The organism is Flavobacterium suzhouense, assembly GCF_042684765.1.
Lineage (GTDB): Bacteria > Bacteroidota > Bacteroidia > Flavobacteriales > Flavobacteriaceae > Flavobacterium > Flavobacterium suzhouense.
The window spans coordinates 228,768-252,029 of sequence record NZ_JBHUMD010000007.1; the positions used below are offsets into that span (position 1 = coordinate 228,768).

Below are 23,262 nucleotides of genomic sequence, written 5' to 3' on the forward strand. Positions count from 1 at the left end.
CTTAGTAAGAATTCGCTACGATTTGCTCAAACAGTTCCTGTTTTCCGCTCATCGGCTGAGGTTCTCCATTTCTACGCGCGATGTCGCTAAGGTTTTCCAGAGTAAGTTCTCCTTTTTCAAACCTTGCACCTTCGCCACTGTCAAATGATGCATATCTTTTTTGGCGTAATGCCGAGTACTCAGTATTTTGAAGGATGTGGTCAGCACATATAAGACCGCGTGCAAAAGTGTCCATACCCGAAATGTGAGCAATAAATTTATCGTCAAGATCTATTGAGTTACGGCGCACTTTAGCATCAAAGTTTACACCACCACCCTGCATTCCGCCATGCTCAAGGAACACAAGCATTGCCTGGGTAGTTTCATAAATATCGATAGGGAACTGGTCGGTATCCCATCCGTTTTGATAATCACCGCGGTTAGCATCAATACTTCCTAACATTCCGGCATTAGCGGCAACAAGCAGTTCGTGCTCAAACGTGTGTCCTGCCAGTGTAGCGTGGTTAACCTCAATATTAAGTTTAAAATCTTTTTGAAGGCCATAAGTGTTGATGAAATTGATACACGTTGCCGAATCAAAATCATACTGGTGTTTCATAGGCTCCATAGGTTTAGGCTCTAAAAGGAAGTTTCCGGTAAAGCCTTGTTTTCTTGCATAATCACGTGCTGTAGCAAGGAACTGACCCATATGGTCTATTTCGCGTTTCATATTAGTGTTCAAAAGGCTCATATAACCCTCGCGACCACCCCAAAACACATAATTTTCACCGCCTAAAGCAATAGTAGCATCCATTGCGATCTTAACCTGTGCTCCGGCATGTGCCAAAACGTCAAAGTTAGGGTTGGTAGCGGCACCGTTCATGTAACGCGGGTTGCTAAAAAGGTTAGAAGTACCCCAAAGTAGTTTTATACCTGTTTCCTGTTGTTTGATTTTAGCATATTCTACCATTTCCTGAATGCGTTTTTCAAACTCAGCAAGTGTAGAAGCTTCATCAACCATGTCAACATCGTGAAAACAGTAGTAAGGAATGCCAAGTTTTGCCATAAATTCAAATCCTGCATCCATTTTTTCTTTCGCTCTTGCAATAACATTTTCGTGTTTGTCCCACGCAAAAGTTTCGGTAGGGCTTCCAAACGGGTCTCCACCTTTATTGTTTAGCGTATGCCAGTAAGCCATAGCAAATTTAAAGTGGTCTTTCAGTGTTTTTCCCGCAACTATGCGGTTCTCGTCATACCATTTAAAGGCCAGCGGATTAGTGCTGTTTCTGCCTTCATATTGTATCTTATCTACAGTACTAAAAAACGACTGGTTTGTTGTTGTGCTCATTGTATTGAATTATATTAAATAGTGTTTTTCCAGTTTTGATAAATTTCAGCATATTGCTGGCTTAATGCCGTTGTTGGTTCAATGCGTTCCAGGCATTTAAGGCTGTCAAAGGCTTCGTCAAGCGACTTGTAATAGCCATAACCATAGGCTGCACCACGCGCTGCACCATCGGCACCGGCAGTGTTGTAAAGCTCTACGGTAGTTTGGGTGGTGTTGGCAAAAATCTCCCTGAATACCGGACTCAGGAACAGGTTTGCTTTTCCCGCGCGAACTACAGTACCCGATGCTCCAACTGATTTCATCACATCAAAGCCATAGTTCATGGCAAATACGATACCCTCGCAGGCAGAACGTACAAGGTGTGGAGACTGATGAATGTTGAAGTTCAGGTTTTGTATACCCGATGTTGCAGGTTTGTTATTAAAGATGCGTTCTACACCGTTGCCAAAAGGATAAAAGCGAAGACCTTCGCTGCCGACAGGTGCTTTTGCGGCTTCTGCATTAAGCTTTTCGTATGAAATAAGCTCATTGCTTCCGGCCGACATTATTCTGCGCAGCCATTGGTATAATATTCCCGATCCATTAATGCATAGCATTACGCCATTGCGTTTTTCGCTTTCGGTATTGTTTACATGAAGGAAAGTATTGATGCGGTTGTTAGCATCATAAGTGTCGTTGTCACTAACGGCATAAACTACTGCCGAAGTTCCGGCTGTAGTAGCTATTTCTCCCGGTTTTAATACGTTGAGAGAAAGAGCATTGTTGGGTTGGTCGCCGGCGCGATATGTGATTTTTACTGTTGGGCTCAATCCAAGCTCTGAAGCTACCACCGGATTGATGTCAGCCTGTTGGCCAAAGTTGGCTACTATTTCAGGTACAAGATTTGTTGGAAGTTCCATGGCTTCAAGTACTTCTGTTGCCAGACGACCTTTAGAGAAGTTCCACAAAGCAGCTTCCGATAATCCCGAGGTGCTGGTTTGTGCTTTTCCTGAAAGTTTTGCAGCTATAAAATCGCCCGGAAGCATAAAGTAGGCTGCTTTGGCAAAAGCTTCCGGTTCGTTATCCTTTACCCATTTTAGTTTTGAAGCGGTAAAGTTGCCCGGACTTCCTAAAATAATGCTTTGTGCATTTTGATGCCCTATAAGATCATAAATGCTATCACCTATTTCTGCGGCACGGCTGTCGCACCAAATGATAGAAGGACGTATGGGGTTTAGTTGCGCATCAGTAAGTACAAGTCCGTGCATTTGGTAGGCAATGCCTATACCTGCAATGCGTTTCAGGTCTACACTGTGTTTTTGCCCTAACTGGCTTATTCCTGATTTAACATAGTTCCACCAAAGGTTGGGGTCCTGTTCTGCCCAGCCGAATTTTGGAGCTATAATATCCATCTCAGAATCAGGTACACTCACAGTGGCTATGATGTCGCCTTTTTCGGCATCGAGTACCGAAAGTTTTATGGATGAGCTTCCTAAATCTATTCCTAAAAAATGCATAACCTGATTATTTGGTATTTGTAAATTAACTATTATGAAATTTCAGTTGCGAATATACTACAACGTTTTTTCTTATGGTTAATTTGACCACAAGTATAGAACATTATTTTTATATCAACAAAATATTAAGCAAAAAAATTTATTATTACCAATTGAAAAGCAGTTTATTAGCGGATGTGTAAAAAAATACCTATTGTTGGTAATTTTGAAAAAATCCCTATATTCGTTGGGATTTAAATGGGAATGATGGCAAAAAAAATTATAGACAAAGAATCGGGTAAAGTTTCGGAGCGTTCAGTCATGAATGCCATCACAATCGACTGCGTAATTTTCGGTTTTGATAAAGGCAGTCTAGAAGTATTGCTTATTGAGCACGCCGAAGGTATCCGAAAAGGAGAATGGGGTTTACCGGGTGGTTGGATTCACGAGAATGAGAGTATTGATAATGCCGCACACCGACTACTTGCCGACCTTACCGGTCTTGATAATATTTACCTGGAACAGCTAAAGGCGTTTGGCGAGCCCGATCGCTTTCCGCTAGGGCGTGTAATAACTATAGGCTACTATGCGCTTGTGAAAAGAGAAGATTATAATATCCGTGCCGGTTTTACGGCTTCCGATGCTAAATGGTACAAAATTGCCGATGTTCCTAATCTTATTTATGACCACAATCAGATACTGAACTATAGTTTAACCAATCTGCAAACCCGTGTTAAACAGGCGCCAATTGGGTTTAACCTGCTTCCTGAGAAATTTACGCTGTTTGAACTAATGCAACTGTATGAAGAGATACTTGGGGTAGAGATGGATAAATCTAACTTCAGGAGAAAAATATTGCGTATGAAATTGCTTGTTGCTCTCGGTGAAAAGCAAAAAGATGTTTCCCATCGCGCCGCCGAGCTTTATGAATTTGATCCTAAAATCTACGAGAAGCTTACCAAAAAAGGCTTTAACTTTGAGTTTTAAATCGTTTGTATATATGCGTGAGAGTCCTTCGGGGCTCTTTTTTATTTCAACCAATTTAGAGTATGAGTGAAATTCCCCTTCTTTGAAGGGGTGCCCGTAGGGCGGGGTAGTTAGATGATCAATAAACCATCCCGGCTTTCAGCCACCCCTCCGGAGGAGGGGAAACCTACTAATGTCTAAATAGCCAGCTTACAACGACCCTCTCTCTATCAGTCTGCTTTTATTTTCAATTTGAGTTTTGTTTTGTGACAATATCATTTCGGCTAATAGTCTTCCCATTTCGGTAAAGTCAGTAGAAATGGTAGTGATACCATGACCCACAACTTTTTTAAGCGGGGTGTCGTTGTATGATATTACGCCCACATCGGTGCCTATTTTCAGATGCCTGTCGCGTGCCTGTTCCATAACACTTACTAAATGCCGGTCGTTAGGAATGATATAAACTTCACCGTGTTTTAGTTGCCGGTTCTCAAAATCAGGAATGATTTCGAAATCGAAACTGTTCTCAGTACAGAAGTTTGTAAAGCCCTCCGCCATACCGGGGGGTTGTTTAAAGTCAGGAAATATGAGTATCAGTTTTCTGTATTTCCTCAGTTTTTCTTTGCCCTGCAATAAGCCATTGTAAATGTCTTTTACAAAATTTTGATGTACTGATGGATAATCATGCAGTTCTTCGTTCGTTTGGTCAAGTATGTACACATCACTTTTTGGTAACGCCTTAATAGCTGAAGCCGCCCCTTTAAGAGTGGTAGGCATAATGATGTACTTTGAGTAATCACCATTGTTCTCATTAATTAGTTTTTTAAAGACCTCAATGTTGAAATAATGAAAAAAGATATCTATCTGTGCATTGTTAGCCATTGTTTCCAGAAACGAATTGTATAGGTCTTCTTTGAAGGAGTTGAATTCGTCAAACAGCAAAAAGATGCGCTGCTCAAAACTGAATTCCTCGCTTTTTATATAGTAACCTTTACCAAGTCGGGAATAGATAATGCCTCGTTTTTTAAGTTCGTCGTAGGCCAGCAGTACAGTATCCCTCGAAAGGGAAAACTCAAGGGCTACTTTGTTTACAGACGACAGCTTGTCGCCACGTTTTAGTCTCTTGTCGGCAATGGCGGTCTCTACAGACAGGATTATCTGTTTGTATTTGGGGAGGCTGCTGCGGTTGTCTATGTTTATTATTTTCATGAGAATGCAAACTGGTAGTAAAGATACAAAAACTGGTGGGTACTGGTACGGTTGTTATGCATTAACTTTTACATTTGATGCCGATTCGATAAAAAAATAATGGAAAAAAATCACATTTCACATTTTAGTGATAATACTGTTGCGAAATTATTCGGGACTCTTGCGGATGGTAGTGAAGTATATAAATATACCCTTACGAACCACAAAGGGCTGGAGGTTACATTTATTACCTATGGAGCTGCAATACAGTCGTTATTGGTTGATAGCAAGAGCAATACAAAAACAGATGTGGTTTTAGGATTTGATACTATTGAAGGTTATGTCGCATCGTATGATTTACCAAGCCCGCCATATTTTGGGGCCATTATCGGTCGCTATGCGGGGCGCATTGCAAACGGAAGCTTTAAAATAGATGACAAGCTATATAACCTGGATAAAAATCTTGGTAAAAATACCCTGCACGGAGGGAAATTTGGCTTTTGCCGTGTGATTTGGGAAGTAAAAGAAGTTAAGCGGGAAGCAGACAGTGCTTTCATAACTTTTTCATACACAAGCCCAGATGGCGATGAGCGTTTTCCGGGTGAACTGGTTACGGAAGTAACATATACGCTTACCTCTGAAAATGAAATTAATATTGATTATACTGCTAGGAGCAGTCAGGATACAGTGATAAACCTTACGCAGCACAGCTACTTTAACCTTGATGGTCATAATGGAGATGTATTGCGCCAACAACTAATGGTAAACAGTTCAGTTTTAGTAGATATTACTGACGATGGCATACCTACCGGCAGTTATGCGAAAGCCGGCGAAAAAGGTTTTGATTTTAAGATACCGTCGGGCTGTCCGGCTAAAATTGATAATTCGTTTGTGCTTACAGCCAATGATCAGCCGGCAGCAATATTATTCAGTGATGTGACCGGACTGAAAATGACGGTGTATACCGATCAGCCTTCGGTGCATATTTATGTTGGGGGGAATTGTTTTGGTACAGTTGAAGGAAAAGAGGTTGCAGCATATCATCCGCAGAGTGGGATATGCTTTGAAACCCAAAATTTTCCCGATGCACCGAACCACGATAATTTTCCAAATGCCATTTTGCGTAAAGGCGATACCTATACCCAGAAAACGATCTGGAAATTTGAAACGATATAATACCTGATAAGGTAAAAGATACATGAAAAAGAAGTTAATTAAACAGGTTACAGCAGCTTTTGAATCTGCTTTTGGAACCGAACCACAACATATTTTCCTGTCTCCGGGCAGGATAAATGTTATTGGTGAACACGTAGATTACAATGATGGTTTTGTGCTTCCGGCAGCCATCAATAAATACATTTGCTTTGCGGTGTCAGAGTCGGGAAGTTCTAAATGCACTATTGTTGCCAAAGACCTTGAAGAGACCTATAGTTTTGATATAACTGACGAATTAAGGCCTACCGATATTATGTGGGCTAACTACATTTTAGGTGTTATCCATCAGCTTAAAGGCAGAAGCAATGCGATTAAAGGTGTAAACATTGTTTTTAGCAGTACCATCCCTATGGGAGCCGGGCTTTCATCTTCGGCGGCACTGGAGTGCGGTATCGGCTATATGTTTAGCCATATGTTTGGTCTTGGACTTACAAAAGAGGAAATTGCACTGATTGGACAGAAGTCGGAGCATACTTTTGTGGGTGTGAATTGCGGTATTATGGATCAGTTTGCCTCAGTGTTCGGTAAAAAGAACAGTGTGATAAAACTGGACTGCAATTCACTGGAATATGAATACCACAAAGCCGATTTTAAAGATTATTCCTTATTATTGTTAGACAGTAATGTTAAACATACACATCTTACTTCGGGTTACAATACCCGTAGGCAGGAGGTTGAAGCAGGGCTTGCCCTTTTAAAAGAGGTATATCCCGGTATTAAAACATTCCGCGACTGTAACGAGCAGCAGGTAATTGCACAGCGTGGACAACTGGGTGAGATCAATTTTAAGCGTTGCCTGTTTGTAGTACAGGAAATTCAACGCGTTCTCGATGCTGTTGATGCGCTTGAAGCATCGGACTTTGCTAAATTGGGACAACTGATGTTCGCTACCCACGACGGACTTTCTAAAGGTTATGAGGTAAGCTGCGAGGAGATCGATTTTCTGGTAGATGCCGTAAGGAATGATGATAATGTGTTAGGCTCACGTATGATGGGCGGAGGCTTTGGCGGATGCTCTATCAACCTGGTAAAAAAAGGAAGTGAAGATGCGCTTATAGAGCGTGTGAGTGCTGAGTACAAAGCCAAATTTGGCATTACGCTTAAGCCATATAAGATTAAGATTTCAAAAGGTACAACCCTTTATAAAAAATAACATGCAGGCATTTGACAATAACGAACATCCGCACAGGCGCTATAATCCTCTAACGGGAGAATGGGTACTGGTATCGCCACACCGCAACAAAAGGCCGTGGCAGGGACAAAAGGAAAATGCTGCCAATGCCACTTTACCGGAATATGATCCGGAATGCTACCTGTGCGCCGGAAATGTGCGCTCAAATGGTGTGCAGAATGATAAATACACTGATGTTTTTGTATTTGATAACGACTTTCCATCATTGCTTACCGATGAAGTGGTTGTGCCTCAGGGCAGCGATCTGTTTCAGCTAAGGCCGGAAAGGGGAATCAATAAAGTGATATGTTTTTCGCCAATACATAACCTGACCATTCCTGAAATGGAAGTAAGCGCGCTGGTAAAAGTAGTTGAAGCCTGGAAACAGCAATACACCGAACTGGGCAGCAGAGACTTTATTAACCACGTACAGATATTCGAGAACAAAGGTGCAGTAATGGGTTGTAGCAATCCGCACCCGCACGGGCAGATATGGGCACAGTCGTCATTGCCAACATTGGTTGAAAAAACACAGGTCAATCTGCTTGCTTACTATGAAAAAAGCGGAAAAAGCCTGCTTGCCGATTACCTTACCGAAGAACTTGCCAAACGCGAGCGCATTGTGGCAGAGAACGAACATTTTGCCGTAGTAGTGCCATTTTGGGCTACATGGCCGTATGAAACCATGATCATCAGCAAAAGGCATTTTGGCAACATTACCGAAATGACAGGAGAGGAATCTTTGGCATTTGCCGAAATTCTGAAAGCTATTACTGTGCGTTACGATAACCTGTTTGAAACGTCTTTCCCTTATTCATCGGGGATACATCAAACACCTACCGATGGAAAGCCGCACCCTGAATGGCATTTCCACATGCATTTTTATCCGCCATTGCTGCGTTCGGCTACCGTAAAGAAATTTATGGTGGGTTACGAAATGATGGCCGAGGCACAAAGGGATATCTCGCCCGAGAAAAGTGCCGAAATTCTTAGGAATCTTCCTGAAAAACACTACAAACAAACTATATAACCGAACACTAACACACAAGAAACTATGAAAGCATTATCGACTGCCGACTATATCGTTTTCTTATTCTACTTTGTCCTCATTGTAGGTTACGGATTATGGATATACAGGCGAAAAAAGAAAGAAAGCACCAGTAGTAACGACTACTTTTTAGCCGAAGGCTCACTAACATGGTGGGCTATTGGTGCATCACTTATTGCCAGTAACATTAGTGCCGAGCAATTTATTGGTATGAGCGGTAGCGGCTTTAAAATGGGGCTTGCCATTGCTACCTACGAATGGATGGCTGCCGTATCACTTATAGTGGTTGCCGTATTTTTTATACCGGTATACCTGAAGAACAAGATATTTACCATGCCGCAGTTCCTGAATCAGCGCTACAACGGACGTGTAGCCATGATTATGGCGGTGTTTTGGTTGTTATTATATGTGGTTGTAAACCTTACCTCTATATTGTATTTAGGAGCATTGGCTATCAGTAGTATTTCGGGCTTTGACCTGAACCTGTGTATGGCGTTCCTGGCTGTTTTTGCCATATTTATTACTCTTGGTGGTATGAAGGTAATAGGGTATACCGATGTTATACAGGTATTCTTCCTGATATTGGGAGGTCTTGCTACTACTTACCTTGCGCTTAACCTTGTTGCCGAGCACTTTGGCGGATCGGGTGTAATTGATGGTTTTAACCACATGACTACTCAGGCGGGAGACCATTTCCATATGATATTTGATAAGACCAATCCTAACTATGCCGACCTTCCGGGATTATCGGTACTGATAGGAGGTATGATCATTATTAACCTGAACTACTGGGGTTGTAACCAGTATATAACACAGCGTGCCCTTGGTGCCGATCTTAAGACTGCCCGTGGGGGTATATTATTCGCTTCGTTCCTTAAATTGCTAATGCCTATTATTGTGGTATTGCCGGGTATTGCGGCCTATGTACTGCACCAGCAGGGTGGTTTCCAGACGGAAATGCTTCAGGGAGGAGAACTTAATCCTGATCGTGCTTATCCGGTACTGCTTAACCTTTTGCCTTCAGGACTTAAAGGACTATCGTTTGCAGCACTTACAGCGGCTATTGTTGCATCGCTTGCAGGTAAGGCAAACAGTATTTCGACAATCTTTACACTAGATATCTATAAAGAAAGAATCAATACGGGTGCCAGCGAAGAGAAACTAGTTAAAATAGGTAAGATTACAGTAGTAGCAGCGATGATAATCGCGATCATCATTGCACCATTCCTTGGAATTGATAAAAAAGGAGGTTTCCAGTTCATTCAGGAGTTTACAGGCTTTTTGAGTCCGGGTATCTTTGCGATGTTCATCCTTGGATTCTTCTGGAAAAAAACTACGTCTAACGCAGCATTGTTTGGTATGATAGGCGGATTTATCTTCTCGGTTATCTTTAAGTTCCTTCCGGGTATGACAGACTTATCTTGGTTATACGACTGGGGCTTTGCAGTAGCAAATGCCGATGGTATTTACGAGATTCCGTTCATCGACAGGATGGGCTTTGTATTCCTTATCTGTGTAACAGGTATGGTATACATCAGTCTTAAAGAATACCGTAAAGGCATTACGCCTAATGGTCTTGAGGTAGATACTTCAATGTTTAAGGTGTCTAACGGTTTCCTTGCAGGATCTGTTATTGTTACGGCGCTTATCGCTGCGCTGTACATCTTCTTCTGGTAGAATTTTAGGCTCACCCCAGTTCTCCGCTTTGGAGAGAGCTTGGGGATGAGGCCAGTTAAATATTGAGAGAAAACAAAAGCCCTTTAAGTGTTACACTTAAAGGGCTTTTCTTATTTGATGGTTACCAGATCGATAATCTCACCTTTATAAAAATCGAACAGCATTACTTTTTTATAGCTGCTGGCAAAAGGCTGCGATAGCACACTAAGGTCAAAATAAAAACTATCACATTGCGACGATAGATTATCAAGTATCAGTACCAGCCAGTCAGAGTCATCTTTTGGAGCCGGGGAATCATTGATAGCTGATAGTATGTCCTGCCTGCCGCATTTTTTTACGGATGTATTGGTATAAATGCCGGCATTGCCATTAACGCGTGTCAGTCTTCTTACATAGCTGTAAGGGATTATCTTTCCATGTATGGCATTTATTATTTCTTCTTCTAAATCAATTAAACGCGCAGGAGTATAATTTTTTTTCTGGTCATGAAGCAAAACGTAATAAGAGTCTTTAAGTTCATGAAGTCCTGCGCCTATGTTCAGCCCTAATGTAGAAAGTATATTGGGAGTATCAGCATTGGTTAGGGCAACATCTGTAAAAGTAATTTTGATGTCGCTTCCTTTACCGTCGTTAAATGAGCCATTTTCGTTAATTGTGGTTTTGGGGCCATAGCACGACGCAAACTTCCATAAACTGATAATATTATCAATGTCTTTATTGTTGTCTGAAGCTGAACAGCTTTCAAGAGCACTTATCCATTTTTCTATCATTTTGGCATCCATAGTATAAAAGTTTTCTATCAAAAATAGCGTTGTATGACATCGGGATGCGTATTTTTATACCAAACGGCATTTTTGTTATACCAAACATTTTTAGCTTGTTACTTTAAAAAATCAGTAAACCGTTTTCGTATAAAATAAGTGGGGTTTGGTATAAAATGATTTTATAAGACATTGTTTTTAACGTATTTCGCAGTGATTTAAAAAAGTATGCAGAAATTCAGGGATATATATTGTACCGATAACAACGGGTTTGTAAACTTTCTTGTAGAACCTAAATACAGGATATACCGCCATTTAATGATATGGCTGTACCTGGTACTGACACTACTTGACAGTGGAGAAGCCGGAGAATTTGAAGGTAATTATTACTTGTATGTCCGTATAATGTGGATGGCCTATTTCCTGACTATGGTTTATTTTAATATGTATGTATTGGTGCCCTATCAGCTTTTTAAGGGGAAATACATTACCTATATAATAACCCTTACAGGGCTTATAGTGCTTACGTTTTCGTCAATGCGACAAATTAATATTACTTATTTTGATCCGCACAGGATATTGCCTAAGCCTATAAAGATGAATGTGTGGAGGGAAATACTGGCTGCCGCTAATATTCTTACCCTTACCGTTTTTTCGTCAACGGCAATAAAGCTGTTTCAGCAATGGAAAACCGATACTACCCGTATGGCGGAGCTGGAAAAGAACTCGTTGCAAATGGAACTTAAAGAGCTGAAAAACCAGATAAATCCGCACTTTTTGTTCAATATGCTGAACAATGTAAATGTTTTGGTTACCAAAGATCCGGTTAAGGCATCGCTTATAGTAATGAAGCTGTCTGATTTTTTACGCTATCAGTTGTATGAGAATAATGCGGCATCGGTTCAGCTGATACCAGAGATACAGTTCCTGAATGATTTTATGGAACTCGAAAAAATAAGGCGTGATGAGTTTACCTTCAGCCTGGAGGTGAAGAATGCAACTGCCGATGCTGAGATAGTACAGCGGCTTATACTACCGCCAAATATGTTTATTACGTTTATAGAAAATGCTATAAAACATAGTGTTGATTTAGATAATCCGTCGTTTGTAAAAGCGGATTTTACAATAATGGCCAATCAGCTTCATTTTAGATGTGTCAACTCTAAACCGACAGAGCCAATGGAGCAGTCGGCCAATGGAGGGCTGGGGCTTGCCAATGTGAAGAGACGACTGGAATTATTGTATGGTACGAATTATACATTAGTGATAAACGACCATAATGAAGAATATGAAGTTAACCTGATACTACCGGTATGAATTGTATTATAGTAGACGATGAGCCGTTGGCGCGTGAAGGAATGCTGCTTCAGCTACAGGATATAGCCGGGCTGACAGTTATCGGTAGCTTTAACAGTGCCAAGAAAGCCAGGGCATTTATGGAAGAAAATAAGGTAGATCTTATTTTTCTTGATATACAGATGCCGGGTACAACGGGACTTGATTTTGCAGCTACAATTTCGGGTGAAACGCTGGTGATCTTTACCACGGCCTACTCGCAGTATGCCCTGCAAAGCTATGAGGTAGAGGCGGTAGACTATATAGTTAAGCCCGTAAAAAAAGAAAGGCTGCTAAAAGCGGTGCAAAAGGCTATAGGTTACAACGCACTGCTAACCGGGCAAAATGCCCAGATGGAAAGCATGGATGCCGAATTTATGCTGATAAAATCGGAGAGGCGTTACCATAAAATAATGTTTAGGGATATACTGTATATAGAAGGGCTTAAGGATTATGTGGTAATTTATATTGAAGACAATAAGATCATTACTGCGATGAACCTGAAGACCATCCATAACCACCTCAGTGCAGGAATGTTTTCCAGGGTAAGCAAGTCATATGTAGTAAACATTAATCACATCGATTCATTTGACAATCATACCATTTTTATAAAGAATACTGAAATACCCATTGGCGATGTATTTCGCAAGGAATTTTTAGAGATGTATTTAGGTAAAGATCTCTCAGGCAAACTCTAGGAAGTTCAATCATCAATCAAATCAAACCCAATCATGAAAAAAAAGCTGTTTTTATTTTCATCGGCATTGCTATGCCTTAATGTAACTGCTCAGGAGGCCGATTCCCTAAAGCAAAAAGCCCAGACTGTAATTGCCGATAAGTTCCCTTTTGCCCGGGTTTTCGATGTGAAATATGTTCAGTATATCCCTCAGGATTTTGATAGCGAATTGCTGGATAAGGACTTTATAAGCGGGAGGATAAAAAACAGGGGGAAGTTCAATTTTTTCGCCAATATTCCAGTTGTCATAAAAAAGAAATGGAATATTACGGCAACGGCGAATTACAAGTATGAATTCATGGAAACGGAGCAGGTAAAGGACGGAGCAGGAATGGTGGCTCCTTTTTATGATAAAAAATACGATTTTCATTACTTGTCGGGAGTAGTAAGTTTTACAGGTTTTACAACTTTATTCAAAAAGCCATTTATATATAATGCGAGTTTAATTGTTGATGGTACTGAACGCGATGCACAGCGTGTTAAGGGTTTTGTTGGAGGAAGTTTTGTAATTAAGGCGAACCAAAAAACAAAAATGACCTTAGGTATGATTGCATTAATAGATAAAACGTCTCCGGTACCTGTAGCGCCTGTGTTTACATTAGATCACAAATTTAACTCCGGGTGGATGCTGGATATAATTTTGCCACAGCGTTTATTTATAAAGCATGATATTTATAAAAACGGAAGGCTTTCGTTTGGGACCGAGCTGGTAAGTGATGGGTTTTACTTTCAGTCATCTCAAATCAATCCGGGCAATGTGTCCGATTACCGACAGCTTGAACTTCGCTCGGGGGTTACCTATGAGCATTGGTTAGGAGACGGGTTTGTAGGTAAGTTTAAAACCGGATTATCTAATGTTTTTATATCAAAGGTAAGTTCTAGGGGAGAATCTACCAATGATTATTTACTCTCAACTAAACAGGATGGCACGGGCTATTTTAGTCTTGGTTTTTCATACGATCCTTTTAGCAACAGAAAGAAAAAATAGGTTACCGGTATTAAGATAATTTTACCACACAGTAATTTACTTATTGCATAACTTTAGGTTGAATATAAACATAAGTTGTTATGGCAGCGCAATCTAAAGAAAAAGGAAAGAATCTGTTTGAAAAATTTGCGGAGAAGGTAACCAAAGCCACAGGAAGTACACCTGTATTTCTTGGAGCTTTTTTAATAGTAGTAGTTTGGGCGATATGCGGACCTATTTTTGACTACAGCGAAACCTGGCAGCTAGTCATTAATACGGGAACGACCATCATTACTTTTTTAATGGTATTCCTTATCCAAAAGTCACAGAATAAAGATTCGCTTGCGATTCAGATAAAGCTTAACGAGTTGGTGGCATCGCATGAGCTTGCCTCTAACCGCATTGTTGATATCGAGGATATAAGCGAAGAAGAAATGGAAGTGCTGGAAAAATATTATCAAAAACTGGCAGCTTTGGCTCAAAAGACCCGTTCACTAAAGGAGTCACATTCTATAGGTGAAGCACAGGCAAGGCATGAAATGAAAGTGGCGGAAAGGGAAAAGTCTAAAGCCAAAAGTCCCGGGACAAAAGATTCTGATTCCAAGGCCAAAAAAGCAAGTGCCAAAACCCAAACAACAAATTCGAAATCCCGGAGTCCTAAAACTCAAAATTCAAAACCTAAACCAACTCAAAACTCAAAATAGGCTGCTTCTCTTCACCATTGATAATAATGGATAACTGATGTTCTCCGGCATAGAATACCCTTGTGGTTATTGCCTTAAACGATTGTTTGCGTACTATCACAGCCTTTTCACCCGGCTGGTATATTTTCTCACTTATCTTAAAGACTTTTTTAGCCAGCTGTCCTTTAGCCTTACGGTAGTACATACCATATTCAAGGCGTACGGTTTGTGGCCTGTTGTCTTTGTTTTCGATGACAAAGCTAAACTCTACGCTGTCGCCCATTTTTACATTAGGCGTATCTATTTTAAATTCTGAAAAGTCAATTTGTGAGGCATCAAGTCCGTAAACTTTTAATATCTCAGAATGCCCCTGCTTTAACAGAGTTCGGGCACCGTGTTTTACAATGGCGTCGGTCTCTTTACTGTTGCCTTTCCATTTTTTAGCAATATCCAAAACAATATGCGGATGATCTTTGGCAATATCGTTAATGTTATTGGCTACACTGCGACGGACATATTCCGAAGGATCATTTTTTAGATTTTCCAGTAATGGTAGTACAGGTGTAGGGTCTTTTTTAAGGGAAGGTATCGCCATTGCCCAGGGTAATCTTGGTCTTGAACCCTCACTGGCAAAACGGCGAACATGATGGTTATGATGCCTGGACCATGTAGTCATTTGCGCCAGCATCTGTTTTTCATATTTGATAAGGAATGGGCGAACGGCAAACTCACAACTGGTAAACTGCGTAATATATTCGAACGCACGGATGGCATCGTCATAATGATCGAGTCCGTATAGCTCAACATAATCCGGCAGGAACATACAGGCGAGGCTGTCCTGAGTGAAATGAGCCTTTCTCATATTTTCTATTATAGTCTCTAAAGCAACAACGGCTTTACTGAAATCCTTTGGCATAAATTCGTGAAGGACTACGGCAGTATGACGCATCCTTGCCTTGAGTTCCTTATGGTCAAAACCATCGGAGTTTATAAGTGTAATGAATTTAGTTTTGTCAAATTCGGGAAGCGATTGGTCCAAAACAGCAGAAAGGCGTTCGTAAAATTCAGGAGAGTATATGTTTTTAAGGACGCTCATAGAAATGATAGTTTACATAGCAAACATACTTTAATTATGGTGAAATAAAAACCCTCCGAAAGCGGAGGGTTTTTGCGTATAGAAATTTGTAAAATCTTAGTGGCTTTTCTGTAGTTTGCCATAAGCATGCTCCAGTGCATTTTTCATTTTGTCGGCTGCGCCTTTAATGGCTTTCTCAACCGAATCGGCGTGGTTTGTTGTTGCAACCGGATTAAGACCCATTGCGTGAACTTCGATAGTACAGCGTTTATCGTCCGGACCTGTTTTGGCACCGTTTTCATCGGCCAGGTGTACCGTAACGCTTGTTATCTTATCATCATATCTTTTTAGTGTTTCGTTTATTACTGTGGTAAAATAATTTTCTATTCTCTCATGACCGTTGTCTTTACAGTCAATGCTAAACTGAATTTGCATAGTTATGTATTTTGTGGTTATTCATAGTAAATTTAGCGATTTTTCATTCAATAACGAAACAAAATAGGTTAACATTAATATTTAATTGGTTTATGGTATCATAGAAAAAAATAATTGAAATATGCTTGGAATAATATACCGATTGGTATAATTTTGTAGTGATAAAATGATAATGCCATGATGAGCAAAGCGGAAAAGACAAGACAATTTATAGTAGAAAAAACAGCTCCCATCTTTAACAGGAAAGGATTTGCGGGTACTTCTATAAACGATATTGTTGAGGCCACAGGGCTGACTAAAGGCAGTATTTATGGTAATTTTGAAAGCAAAGATGAGGTTGCCTTGGCTGCCTTTGACTATAACTATGGGAATGTAGTTGCCCTTATAAAGTCTAAAATGGCAGGTAAGCCCCATAATATAGATAAGCTAAAAGTATACCTTACGGTATTTTCTGATTTTGTCAATCTTCCTATGTTGCATGGGGGGTGCCCGGTTTTGAATACAGCTATTGAATCGGATGATACGCACGGGCAGCTTAGGGCTAAAGCTGTAGGAGCTATTGAAAACTGGTACGGCCATTTAGAGAAAGTGATTAATGATGGCGTTGAAGCAGGACAAATAAAACAGGGTACTAATGCGAAAGATTTTGCAGGGGCATTTATCGCGCTTATTGAGGGTGGAATAATGCTGGCGAAGGTTACCGGTAAGATGCAGGGACTTAAGGCTGCCATGAAGCAGGCAGAAAAAATGATTAAGGACATAGCAACCTAAAAATTTTCTTCTAAAATATAACGATCGGTATATTTTAGAAGAATAATATTAAAATTTTGAAGATATATTTTTTTGAGACAAAATATACCGATTGGTATAAAACATAAAATTATGAAAGATGTATTTATAGTTTCAGCGAAAAGGACACCTATTGGAGGTTTTCTGGGGAGCCTATCAGGTATCACCGCGACAGAACTTGGAAAAATAGCCATACAAGGTACGTTGGCAGAAACCAATATTCCTGCAAATGAGATCGACTCAGTATATATGGGTAATGTGCTATCTGCTAATCTGGGGCAATCGCCCGCAAGACAGGCTGCGAAGTTTGCAGGCATAGACGATCATACCGATGCTACAACCATTAATAAAGTATGCGCTTCGGGTATGAAAGCGGTGATGCTTGGTGCTCAGCAAATTCAACTGGGTGTAGACAATGTGGTAGTTGCCGGAAGTATGGAAAGCATGAGTAATGTACCACATTATATACAGCAACGTGTAGGTAACAAAATGGGGCATAGCCTTCTTACTGATGGTCTTTTAAAAGACGGCCTTACCGATGCATACAATAACTTTCACATGGGCAACGCTGCCGAGATTACAGTGCGTCAATACAATATATCGAGGGAAGAGCAGGATGCTTATGCACTTGAGTCATACGTCAGGGCTGCCAAAGCGTTTGAAGACGGAAAGTTCAGCAGCGAGATTATACCTGTAACTATAAAACAACGCTTAGGAGAGGTAACCATCGACAAAGATGAAGATGTATACAAACTCATAGCTGATAAAGTTCCTGCACTTAAACCTGTATTTGAAGAAGGTGGAACCATTACTGCTGCCAATGCCAGTAACCTTAATGATGGTGCGGCAGCTGTTATATTGGCATCTGCCGAAGCGGTAGAAAAATACAACCTGAAACCTATTGCAAAAATAATAGGCTATGCCGATGCCGCCCAGGCACCGGAGTGGTTCACCACAGCACCGTCACTGGCGATACCAAAAGCACTTGCCCAGGCAGGATTGTCTCAGGATGATATCGATTATTTTGAGATCAATGAGGCCTATTCGGCAGTAATACTGGCTAACCGAAAAATATTAGGCATACCACCCGAAAAGATAAATGTTTACGGAGGAGGTGTGGCTATGGGACATCCTATAGGCGCTTCGGGAGCAAGAATAATTGCTACCCTTACTTCGGTGCTTGCACAGGAAGGCGGTAAGTATGGCGTGGCAGCCATTTGTAATGGTGGCGGTGGAGCATCGGCAATAGTAATAGAAAACCTAAAAAACCAGTAATATGTTCTCAGAAGCAGCACAATTCCTCAAAGACAGGGTAGGTAAAGAAGTTACCGATTCGCCATCACCTTTTATGAGCTGGCTAAAGCCGATAATGCTGGAAGTAAATGAAGGTAATCTTCGCTTTCAGTACACAGTCCGCAAAGAAATGACAAATCCTTTCCGTACCCTGCATGGTGGCGTTACTGCCGCAATTATAGATGATGCTATTGGGGCAACATTAATATCGTATGGTGAGCCTTTTTTTTATGTTTCAGTGAACCTGGTTATCGATTATTTATCGGCAGCCGTAGAGGGAGACATTATAATTGCTGAAACGAAAGTAGTTAAGAAAGGCAAACAATTGGTAAATGCTGAATGTGAGCTATGGAATGCCGACCGTTCAAGGCTTATTGCCAGAGGATATACTAACCTGCTGAAAACAGAAATTAAAAAATAAACAATGAAAAGAGTAGCTGTAACAGGGCTTGGAGCCATAACACCGCTTGGTAATTCGGTAGCTGAATTCTGGGAGAATATCCTTGCAGGAAAAAGCGGTGCAGGGCCTATAACCAAATTTGATACTACGAAGTTCAAGACCCATTTTGCCCACGAGGTAAAAGATTTTGATATAGAAAAATATATAGAAAAAAAAGAGGCGCGCAAGTATGACCTGTTTACGCAATATGCCATAGCGGCAACCGATGAGGCTGTAAAAGATGCCGGACTGGATTTTGCCGCCATGCCGCAAAACGAACGTTTTGATGTAGGTGTGATATGGGCATCGGGGAATGGTGGGATCAGCACATTTGAAGAACAGCTTCAGGAGTTTAATTCAGGTGATGGGACACCACGATTCAATCCGTTCTTTATTCCTAAAATGATCATCGATATCGCTGCAGGGGTGTTGTCTATCCGTTATGGGTTGCATGGTCCTAACTATGCAACGGTATCAGCCTGTGCGTCATCCAATACGGCGATTATCTCCGCTTTCGATACCATTCGCCTTGGTAAAGCTACTATTATGATAGCAGGAGGAAGCGAAGCCGCAATAACACCTGCTTCAATAGGAGGGTTCAATGCATCGCAGGCATTGTCAAAGCGTAATGATAGTCCTCAAACAGCATCACGTCCGTTTGATGCCAACAGGGATGGTTTTGTGGCAGGAGAAGGTGCAGGGGCACTTATTTTGGAAGACTGGGATCATGCAGTGGCGAGAGGTGCAAAAATATATGCCGAAATAATAGGTGGCGGTATGGCTGCTGATGCTTATCACCTAACCGGAACACCTGCTGATGGTCTTGGTGCAGCACTGGGGATGCAAAAAGCATTGGCGGATACCAATCTGTCTCCAAAAGATATTGATTACGTTAATGCGCATGCAACTTCAACCCCTGTAGGCGATTTAAGTGAGCTGAATGCTATCAATACTGTTTTTAACGGGCAGGATGTGTCAGTAAGCGCTACCAAATCGATGACGGGGCATTTGTTAGGGGCAGCAGGGGCAATCGAGAGTATTATCAGTGTGCTGGCAGTTAAAAATGATATAGTACCGCCTACAATTAATGTAGAGTATTTAGATCCAGCCATACCCGAAGGACTTCACCTGGTACTTAACGAACCCGAAAAAAGAAACATACAGTATGCGCTGAACAACACCTTTGGTTTTGGTGGGCATACGGCAACATCGATATTTAAAAAAACAACTTAACCACAAAGAACACAAAGAACGCACAAAGAACAAAGCTTTGTGTTCTTCTAAAATGGTTGTGCTAAATATAAGTGATTAGTGTTCTTAGTGATCCCGATAGCTATCGGGATAGTGAACCTTGTGGTAAAAAACAATAATATATAAATTCTAAAACAATGAAAACAACAGGAAATACAATATTAATTACCGGTGGTAGTGCCGGAATAGGATTAGAAATGGCACGTCAGTTCGTGGCGTTAGGAAACAAAGTAATCATTACCGGAAGGGATGGGGAAAGACTTAAAAAAGCAGCAGTTGAACTAGGTAATGTTACGGCAATTACTTCTGATGTGAGCAATGCACAAAGTGTTGAAGATTTGGTTAATCGTATAAAAACCGAATTCCCTGAGCTGAATGTGCTGGTAAACAATGCCGGTCGTGCAGATGTTCACAACCTTGCTGATTCAGGAGAGAAAGCCTATGAAATCGCAGCAGCCGAGTTTGATACTAATTTTCTTTCGGTGGTGCGACTTACCGAGAAATTGCTTCCGGTACTTAAAGCTCAAAAAGATGCTGCTATCGTAAACGTTTCATCAATTGTTGCTTTTGCTCCGGCGCAAAGCCTGCCTACTTATTCGGCAAGCAAAGCGGCATTGCATTCGTATACAAAATCGCTAAGGCTGGCACTTAGGGATACTGCAGTAAAAGTGTTCGAGCTAATGCCTCCACTGGTAAACACAGCACTTTCGGCAGAAATAGGAGGAGAGAATGGTATACCGCCATCGGTATTGGTAAATGACCTTATTGATGCATTGAATACTGACAGATTCCAGATACACACCGGGCAAACCGAGGACATATACAGGTTAAGCCTTGCTAATCCTGCGCAGGCATTATTGGCAATGAACGGTCTTTCTTAAAAACATCCCGGCACAAGCCGTCTATATACATCTATTCTGTAAACAGTCCCGCTTATGACGGGACTGTTTGTTTCTTCTTAAATTTTTGGCGTAAGCCTGAAACTATTGCGCAAACTTTTGCATCTTTGTAAGACAGCAATCACGCAATACCATTATGAGGCAATTATTTTTGGTTTTACTATTTTTTTCGGGCTTTTTGGCAACGGCTCAGGTGTTTGAGCCTAAAGTACTCGATACTATAGAAAAAGACAGTTTACCTCCGGTATATGATGTTAAATACCGTGAAGATCAGTTTTATGCTTCATTAACCTATAACCTGATTCAGTCTAAGCCTGACAATTATTCTCAGGATGGGGTTTCTACAGGTATCTCTTTAGGTTTTTTACGGGATATGCCTGTTAATAAGAACCGCACTTATGCCGTAGCTTTAGGGTTGGGTTATTCGTATAGTAACCTTAAGCATAACCTTCAGGTGCTTAATGTGGACGGCACCAATACGTATCAAATGGTATCGAACGGTTCTTTTGATAAGAACAAACTGGTATTGCATTATCTGGAAATCCCATTAGAATTGCGCTGGCGTAACAGTAATCCGACTGATCACCAGTTTTGGCGCATCTATCTTGGTTTTAAGGCCAGCTGGATGTTTGCCGATAAAGCCATATTCAGGGGAGATGTAAATTCTACGGTAAAACATGATGCGAACCTGAACGATTTTGTATACGGTACGTATATTTCTGCGGGGTGGAATACCTGGAATTTTTATGCTTATTATGGTCTTACGCCGGTTTATAACAGTGCACCTATAGAAGGAACCGATCAAAAGTTAAAATTACGGGCTATTAATCTCGGACTGATGTTTTATATACTCTAATGGAAATTTATGGTGATAAAAATATTTTTGCTGTTGAATATAAAATAACTGACAAGCAGAAATTACTCGGATTTGCTAAAATTTGGTTTGGTGGATATTCTCTGGGAACTAATGAGGATTTAATATATTTAAAGGGTTATTTGTTAGCCGGTTTGGAAGATATAGCAAATTCTGAAGCTAATGATTTTCAATTTACTCCAAATAAGACAAGTCTGTTTAAATTTCTGTTAGAGTCATATAAAGACCAAAATAATGCTGAACATCTTAAATATTCTATAAGAAGTTTTGCAACTTTTTGCGATGACTTTTATATATTTTCATTCTGTTTTAATGACCGGATTTACATATTGTGGAAACTAAGGAATGCTAAAACACCATTTTTCGATTTAAATAACCAAAGTGAGAGGATTAATATGTTCAGTATTGAGAAGACGCTTTATTTAAAAATACTGGAAGAATTTAAAAATTTGATTCTCTAATGAGCATAAATCTCCGTGAACATATAGAAAAGATCGTATTACTTACTGACGATGAGTTTGCGTTAGTACTTTCGCATTTTACTTCAAAAAAATATAAAAAGCATCAGTTCCTAATTCAGGAAGGCGAACCTGTACTGTATTCTTATTTTGTAGTTTCTGGACTCTTAAAACTTGTACATACCGATGCTTCCGGCAAGGAACATATCGTGTCCTTTGCGATGGAAGATTGGTGGGAAAGCGATTTTCAGGCTTTTCACAATCAGTCTAAAGCTACCATGTCGTTAGAATGCCTTGAAGATACTGAAGTATTTTGTCTTACCCTTGAAGATTATAAAAGCCTGTGTTCCCAACTTCAGAAGATGGAGTATTTTTTTCTGGAAAAGGCTAACAGAGGACATATAGGTTCGCAGCAACGCATTTTATCGCTTATTACCAGCAATGCCAAAGAACGCTATGAGCAATTGCTTGAACGTTACCCATCTCTGTTTCAGAGAGTACCCAAATCCATGATCGCTTCCTATCTGGGCGTTTCGCGCGAAACCCTGAGCAGGCTTACCAACTAGCGTGACAAACCTCACTTCATATCTGTGACGAATGTCATAGGTGGCAGCCATCCATTCTGTGCAATTTTGCAGTGTAACTATTTCAGTTTTAAACATGAAAAACACAGCGAAAATTTTAGTATTTACATTATTAACGGTTATGCCTTTACTGGCACAAACCAAAAACGCAAAGCAAATGGAAAAAAGAGAATTCAGTCCTTGGAAATGGCAGGATGAACGCAGCTATGTTCAGGCTGTTGAGGTTAAAAATGTTCAGGCAACATTATATATTTCAGGTCAGGCGGCAGTACACGCCGATGGTACTTCCAGTAATGCCGATATGAAAAGCCAGTTGGAGGAAGCGATAACAAATTTAGAGCAGGTTATTAATCATGCAGGTTACGATCCTAAAAATATTGTTAGATTAACCATATACACAACTTCAACAGAAGAGTTGTGGCCTAATTTCCCTATTCTTCAGGAGTGGATCGCAAAACACGGCATAAAACAGGCGACCACGCTGATGGAAGTAAAAACTCTTTTCGAGACCTTAAAAGTAGAACTTGAAGCCACGGTTGTAAAATAAAAAGATAACGCCATGTGTAAGCATGGCGTTTATTTTTGGCATAAGCGGTAAACTTTTGCATCTTTGTAA

At 40.6% G+C, this 23,262-nt stretch carries 24 protein-coding genes; 18 read left to right on the plus strand and 6 right to left on the minus strand.

Features of this window, described 5'->3' with window-relative positions:
* Window position 1: 1 nt before the first annotated feature.
* Together xylA and ACFSR3_RS06250 are read right to left on the minus strand one after the other, a co-directional pair.
* Window positions 2-1,327, minus strand: a complete 1,326-nt coding sequence (gene xylA, locus ACFSR3_RS06245; protein WP_379820202.1) for a xylose isomerase — start codon at window positions 1,325-1,327, stop codon at window positions 2-4.
* Window positions 1,328-1,341: 14 nt separating this feature from the next.
* Window positions 1,342-2,823: a xylulokinase gene (locus tag ACFSR3_RS06250; protein ID WP_379820203.1), complete on the minus strand. Its 1,482-nt coding sequence runs from the start codon at window positions 2,821-2,823 to the stop codon at window positions 1,342-1,344.
* Between the two features lie 246 nt (window positions 2,824-3,069).
* Here ACFSR3_RS06250 and ACFSR3_RS06255 point away from each other — a divergent pair, with 246 nt between their 5' ends.
* On the plus strand, window positions 3,070-3,789 hold the full coding sequence (locus ACFSR3_RS06255) for an NUDIX hydrolase (protein ID WP_379820498.1): 720 nt from the start codon (window positions 3,070-3,072) through the stop codon (window positions 3,787-3,789).
* A 189-nt stretch (window positions 3,790-3,978) separates the two neighbouring features.
* Here the strand turns inward: ACFSR3_RS06255 and ACFSR3_RS06260 are convergent, their stop codons facing one another.
* Window positions 3,979-4,977: a substrate-binding domain-containing protein gene (locus ACFSR3_RS06260; protein ID WP_379820204.1), complete on the minus strand. Its 999-nt coding sequence runs from the start codon at window positions 4,975-4,977 to the stop codon at window positions 3,979-3,981.
* 99 nt (window positions 4,978-5,076) lie between these two features.
* Between ACFSR3_RS06260 and ACFSR3_RS06265 the strand changes: the two genes are divergently transcribed.
* From ACFSR3_RS06265 to ACFSR3_RS06280, 4 genes are read left to right on the plus strand one after another with little or no spacing between them, the layout of a single operon-like run.
* Window positions 5,077-6,132, plus strand: a complete 1,056-nt coding sequence (locus ACFSR3_RS06265) for an aldose epimerase family protein (RefSeq protein WP_379820205.1) — start codon at window positions 5,077-5,079, stop codon at window positions 6,130-6,132.
* 22 nt (window positions 6,133-6,154) lie between these two features.
* Window positions 6,155-7,324: a galactokinase gene (gene galK / locus ACFSR3_RS06270; protein WP_379820206.1), complete on the plus strand. Its 1,170-nt coding sequence runs from the start codon at window positions 6,155-6,157 to the stop codon at window positions 7,322-7,324.
* Window position 7,325: 1 nt separating this feature from the next.
* Window positions 7,326-8,372, plus strand: a complete 1,047-nt coding sequence (locus ACFSR3_RS06275) for a UDP-glucose--hexose-1-phosphate uridylyltransferase (protein WP_379820207.1) — start codon at window positions 7,326-7,328, stop codon at window positions 8,370-8,372.
* Window positions 8,373-8,396: 24 nt separating this feature from the next.
* Window positions 8,397-10,067, plus strand: coding sequence for a sodium/sugar symporter (locus ACFSR3_RS06280; protein WP_114758113.1), 1,671 nt, complete (start codon window positions 8,397-8,399; stop codon window positions 10,065-10,067).
* A 110-nt stretch (window positions 10,068-10,177) separates the two neighbouring features.
* On the opposite strand, the gene ACFSR3_RS06285 is transcribed toward ACFSR3_RS06280, so the two are convergent.
* Window positions 10,178-10,849 (minus strand): hypothetical protein, encoded by a 672-nt coding sequence (locus tag ACFSR3_RS06285; protein ID WP_379820208.1) that lies wholly within the window; start codon window positions 10,847-10,849, stop codon window positions 10,178-10,180.
* A 207-nt stretch (window positions 10,850-11,056) separates the two neighbouring features.
* On the opposite strand from ACFSR3_RS06285, the gene ACFSR3_RS06290 reads away from it, so the two are divergent.
* The 4 genes from ACFSR3_RS06290 to ACFSR3_RS06305 all read left to right on the plus strand — a co-directional run bounded on the left by ACFSR3_RS06290 (window position 11,057) and on the right by ACFSR3_RS06305 (window position 14,570).
* Window positions 11,057-12,145 (plus strand): sensor histidine kinase, encoded by a 1,089-nt coding sequence (locus ACFSR3_RS06290; RefSeq protein ID WP_379820209.1) that lies wholly within the window; start codon window positions 11,057-11,059, stop codon window positions 12,143-12,145.
* The gene (locus tag ACFSR3_RS06295; protein WP_169519800.1) at window positions 12,142-12,861 is read left to right on the plus strand and encodes a LytR/AlgR family response regulator transcription factor; all 720 of its coding nucleotides are present in this window, start codon (window positions 12,142-12,144) and stop codon (window positions 12,859-12,861) included. Before ACFSR3_RS06290 ends, ACFSR3_RS06295 begins: the two co-directional genes overlap by 4 nt.
* 33 nt (window positions 12,862-12,894) lie before the next feature.
* Window positions 12,895-13,887, plus strand: coding sequence for a hypothetical protein (locus ACFSR3_RS06300; RefSeq protein ID WP_379820210.1), 993 nt, complete (start codon window positions 12,895-12,897; stop codon window positions 13,885-13,887).
* Between the two features lie 80 nt (window positions 13,888-13,967).
* Window positions 13,968-14,570, plus strand: coding sequence for a low affinity iron permease family protein (locus ACFSR3_RS06305; RefSeq protein WP_379820211.1), 603 nt, complete (start codon window positions 13,968-13,970; stop codon window positions 14,568-14,570).
* Here the strand turns inward: ACFSR3_RS06305 and ACFSR3_RS06310 are convergent.
* A complete protein-coding gene (locus ACFSR3_RS06310; protein ID WP_379820212.1) occupies window positions 14,545-15,645 on the minus strand; it encodes a DNA alkylation repair protein in 1,101 nt (366 codons plus the stop codon). The genes ACFSR3_RS06305 and ACFSR3_RS06310 overlap by 26 nt on opposite strands.
* Window positions 15,646-15,741: 96 nt before the next feature.
* Window positions 15,742-16,059, minus strand: coding sequence for an HPF/RaiA family ribosome-associated protein (locus tag ACFSR3_RS06315; RefSeq protein ID WP_379820213.1), 318 nt, complete (start codon window positions 16,057-16,059; stop codon window positions 15,742-15,744).
* A gap of 177 nt (window positions 16,060-16,236) precedes the next feature.
* Between ACFSR3_RS06315 and ACFSR3_RS06320 the strand changes: the two genes are divergently transcribed.
* The 9 genes from ACFSR3_RS06320 (at window position 16,237) to ACFSR3_RS06360 (ending at window position 23,193) form a co-directional block, all read left to right on the plus strand.
* Window positions 16,237-16,830, plus strand: a complete 594-nt coding sequence (locus ACFSR3_RS06320; RefSeq protein ID WP_233506655.1) for a TetR/AcrR family transcriptional regulator — start codon at window positions 16,237-16,239, stop codon at window positions 16,828-16,830.
* A gap of 111 nt (window positions 16,831-16,941) precedes the next feature.
* Window positions 16,942-18,123 carry an acetyl-CoA C-acyltransferase gene (locus tag ACFSR3_RS06325; RefSeq protein ID WP_379820214.1) on the plus strand — a complete coding sequence of 394 codons (1,182 nt, stop codon included), beginning with the start codon at window positions 16,942-16,944 and terminating at the stop codon, window positions 18,121-18,123.
* 1 nt (window position 18,124) lies between these two features.
* Window positions 18,125-18,562 (plus strand): PaaI family thioesterase, encoded by a 438-nt coding sequence (locus tag ACFSR3_RS06330; protein WP_379820215.1) that lies wholly within the window; start codon window positions 18,125-18,127, stop codon window positions 18,560-18,562.
* A gap of 3 nt (window positions 18,563-18,565) precedes the next feature.
* A complete protein-coding gene (gene fabF, locus ACFSR3_RS06335) occupies window positions 18,566-19,813 on the plus strand; it encodes a beta-ketoacyl-ACP synthase II (RefSeq protein WP_379820216.1) in 1,248 nt (415 codons plus the stop codon).
* A 155-nt stretch (window positions 19,814-19,968) separates the two neighbouring features.
* Entirely contained in the window at window positions 19,969-20,712 is a 744-nt protein-coding gene (locus ACFSR3_RS06340; RefSeq protein WP_379820217.1) for an SDR family oxidoreductase, read from the plus strand.
* A 154-nt stretch (window positions 20,713-20,866) separates the two neighbouring features.
* The gene (locus ACFSR3_RS06345) at window positions 20,867-21,586 is read left to right on the plus strand and encodes a porin family protein (protein ID WP_379820218.1); all 720 of its coding nucleotides are present in this window, start codon (window positions 20,867-20,869) and stop codon (window positions 21,584-21,586) included.
* Complete coding sequence (locus ACFSR3_RS06350; RefSeq protein WP_379820219.1) at window positions 21,586-22,065, plus strand: hypothetical protein; 480 nt, start codon at window positions 21,586-21,588, stop codon at window positions 22,063-22,065. Before ACFSR3_RS06345 ends, ACFSR3_RS06350 begins: the two co-directional genes overlap by 1 nt.
* The gene (locus tag ACFSR3_RS06355) at window positions 22,065-22,628 is read left to right on the plus strand and encodes a Crp/Fnr family transcriptional regulator (protein WP_379820220.1); all 564 of its coding nucleotides are present in this window, start codon (window positions 22,065-22,067) and stop codon (window positions 22,626-22,628) included. The genes ACFSR3_RS06350 and ACFSR3_RS06355 overlap by 1 nt, the downstream gene beginning before the upstream one ends.
* A 175-nt stretch (window positions 22,629-22,803) precedes the next feature.
* Entirely contained in the window at window positions 22,804-23,193 is a 390-nt protein-coding gene (locus tag ACFSR3_RS06360; protein WP_379820499.1) for a RidA family protein, read from the plus strand.
* Window positions 23,194-23,262 lie beyond the last annotated feature (69 nt).

Coding starts and splice junctions, on each gene's coding strand:
- ACFSR3_RS06255 (WP_379820498.1), top strand. CDS start 3,070: ATGGCAAAAAAAATTATAGACAAAGAATCGGGTAAAGTTTCGGAGCGT.
- fabF (WP_379820216.1), top strand. CDS start 18,566: ATGAAAAGAGTAGCTGTAACAGGGCTTGGAGCCATAACACCGCTTGGT.
- ACFSR3_RS06345 (WP_379820218.1), top strand. CDS start 20,867: ATGAGGCAATTATTTTTGGTTTTACTATTTTTTTCGGGCTTTTTGGCA.
- ACFSR3_RS06360 (WP_379820499.1), top strand. CDS start 22,804: ATGGAAAAAAGAGAATTCAGTCCTTGGAAATGGCAGGATGAACGCAGC.
- ACFSR3_RS06290 (WP_379820209.1), top strand. CDS start 11,057: ATGCAGAAATTCAGGGATATATATTGTACCGATAACAACGGGTTTGTA.
- ACFSR3_RS06340 (WP_379820217.1), top strand. CDS start 19,969: ATGAAAACAACAGGAAATACAATATTAATTACCGGTGGTAGTGCCGGA.
- ACFSR3_RS06330 (WP_379820215.1), top strand. CDS start 18,125: ATGTTCTCAGAAGCAGCACAATTCCTCAAAGACAGGGTAGGTAAAGAA.
- ACFSR3_RS06355 (WP_379820220.1), top strand. CDS start 22,065: ATGAGCATAAATCTCCGTGAACATATAGAAAAGATCGTATTACTTACT.
- xylA (WP_379820202.1), bottom strand. CDS start 1,327: ATGAGCACAACAACAAACCAGTCGTTTTTTAGTACTGTAGATAAGATA.
- ACFSR3_RS06250 (WP_379820203.1), bottom strand. CDS start 2,823: ATGCATTTTTTAGGAATAGATTTAGGAAGCTCATCCATAAAACTTTCG.
- ACFSR3_RS06285 (WP_379820208.1), bottom strand. CDS start 10,849: ATGGATGCCAAAATGATAGAAAAATGGATAAGTGCTCTTGAAAGCTGT.
- ACFSR3_RS06265 (WP_379820205.1), top strand. CDS start 5,077: ATGGAAAAAAATCACATTTCACATTTTAGTGATAATACTGTTGCGAAA.
- ACFSR3_RS06325 (WP_379820214.1), top strand. CDS start 16,942: ATGAAAGATGTATTTATAGTTTCAGCGAAAAGGACACCTATTGGAGGT.
- ACFSR3_RS06275 (WP_379820207.1), top strand. CDS start 7,326: ATGCAGGCATTTGACAATAACGAACATCCGCACAGGCGCTATAATCCT.
- ACFSR3_RS06280 (WP_114758113.1), top strand. CDS start 8,397: ATGAAAGCATTATCGACTGCCGACTATATCGTTTTCTTATTCTACTTT.
- ACFSR3_RS06320 (WP_233506655.1), top strand. CDS start 16,237: ATGATGAGCAAAGCGGAAAAGACAAGACAATTTATAGTAGAAAAAACA.
- ACFSR3_RS06260 (WP_379820204.1), bottom strand. CDS start 4,977: ATGAAAATAATAAACATAGACAACCGCAGCAGCCTCCCCAAATACAAA.
- ACFSR3_RS06295 (WP_169519800.1), top strand. CDS start 12,142: ATGAATTGTATTATAGTAGACGATGAGCCGTTGGCGCGTGAAGGAATG.
- ACFSR3_RS06315 (WP_379820213.1), bottom strand. CDS start 16,059: ATGCAAATTCAGTTTAGCATTGACTGTAAAGACAACGGTCATGAGAGA.
- ACFSR3_RS06350 (WP_379820219.1), top strand. CDS start 21,586: ATGGAAATTTATGGTGATAAAAATATTTTTGCTGTTGAATATAAAATA.
- ACFSR3_RS06305 (WP_379820211.1), top strand. CDS start 13,968: ATGGCAGCGCAATCTAAAGAAAAAGGAAAGAATCTGTTTGAAAAATTT.
- ACFSR3_RS06300 (WP_379820210.1), top strand. CDS start 12,895: ATGAAAAAAAAGCTGTTTTTATTTTCATCGGCATTGCTATGCCTTAAT.
- ACFSR3_RS06310 (WP_379820212.1), bottom strand. CDS start 15,645: ATGAGCGTCCTTAAAAACATATACTCTCCTGAATTTTACGAACGCCTT.
- galK (WP_379820206.1), top strand. CDS start 6,155: ATGAAAAAGAAGTTAATTAAACAGGTTACAGCAGCTTTTGAATCTGCT.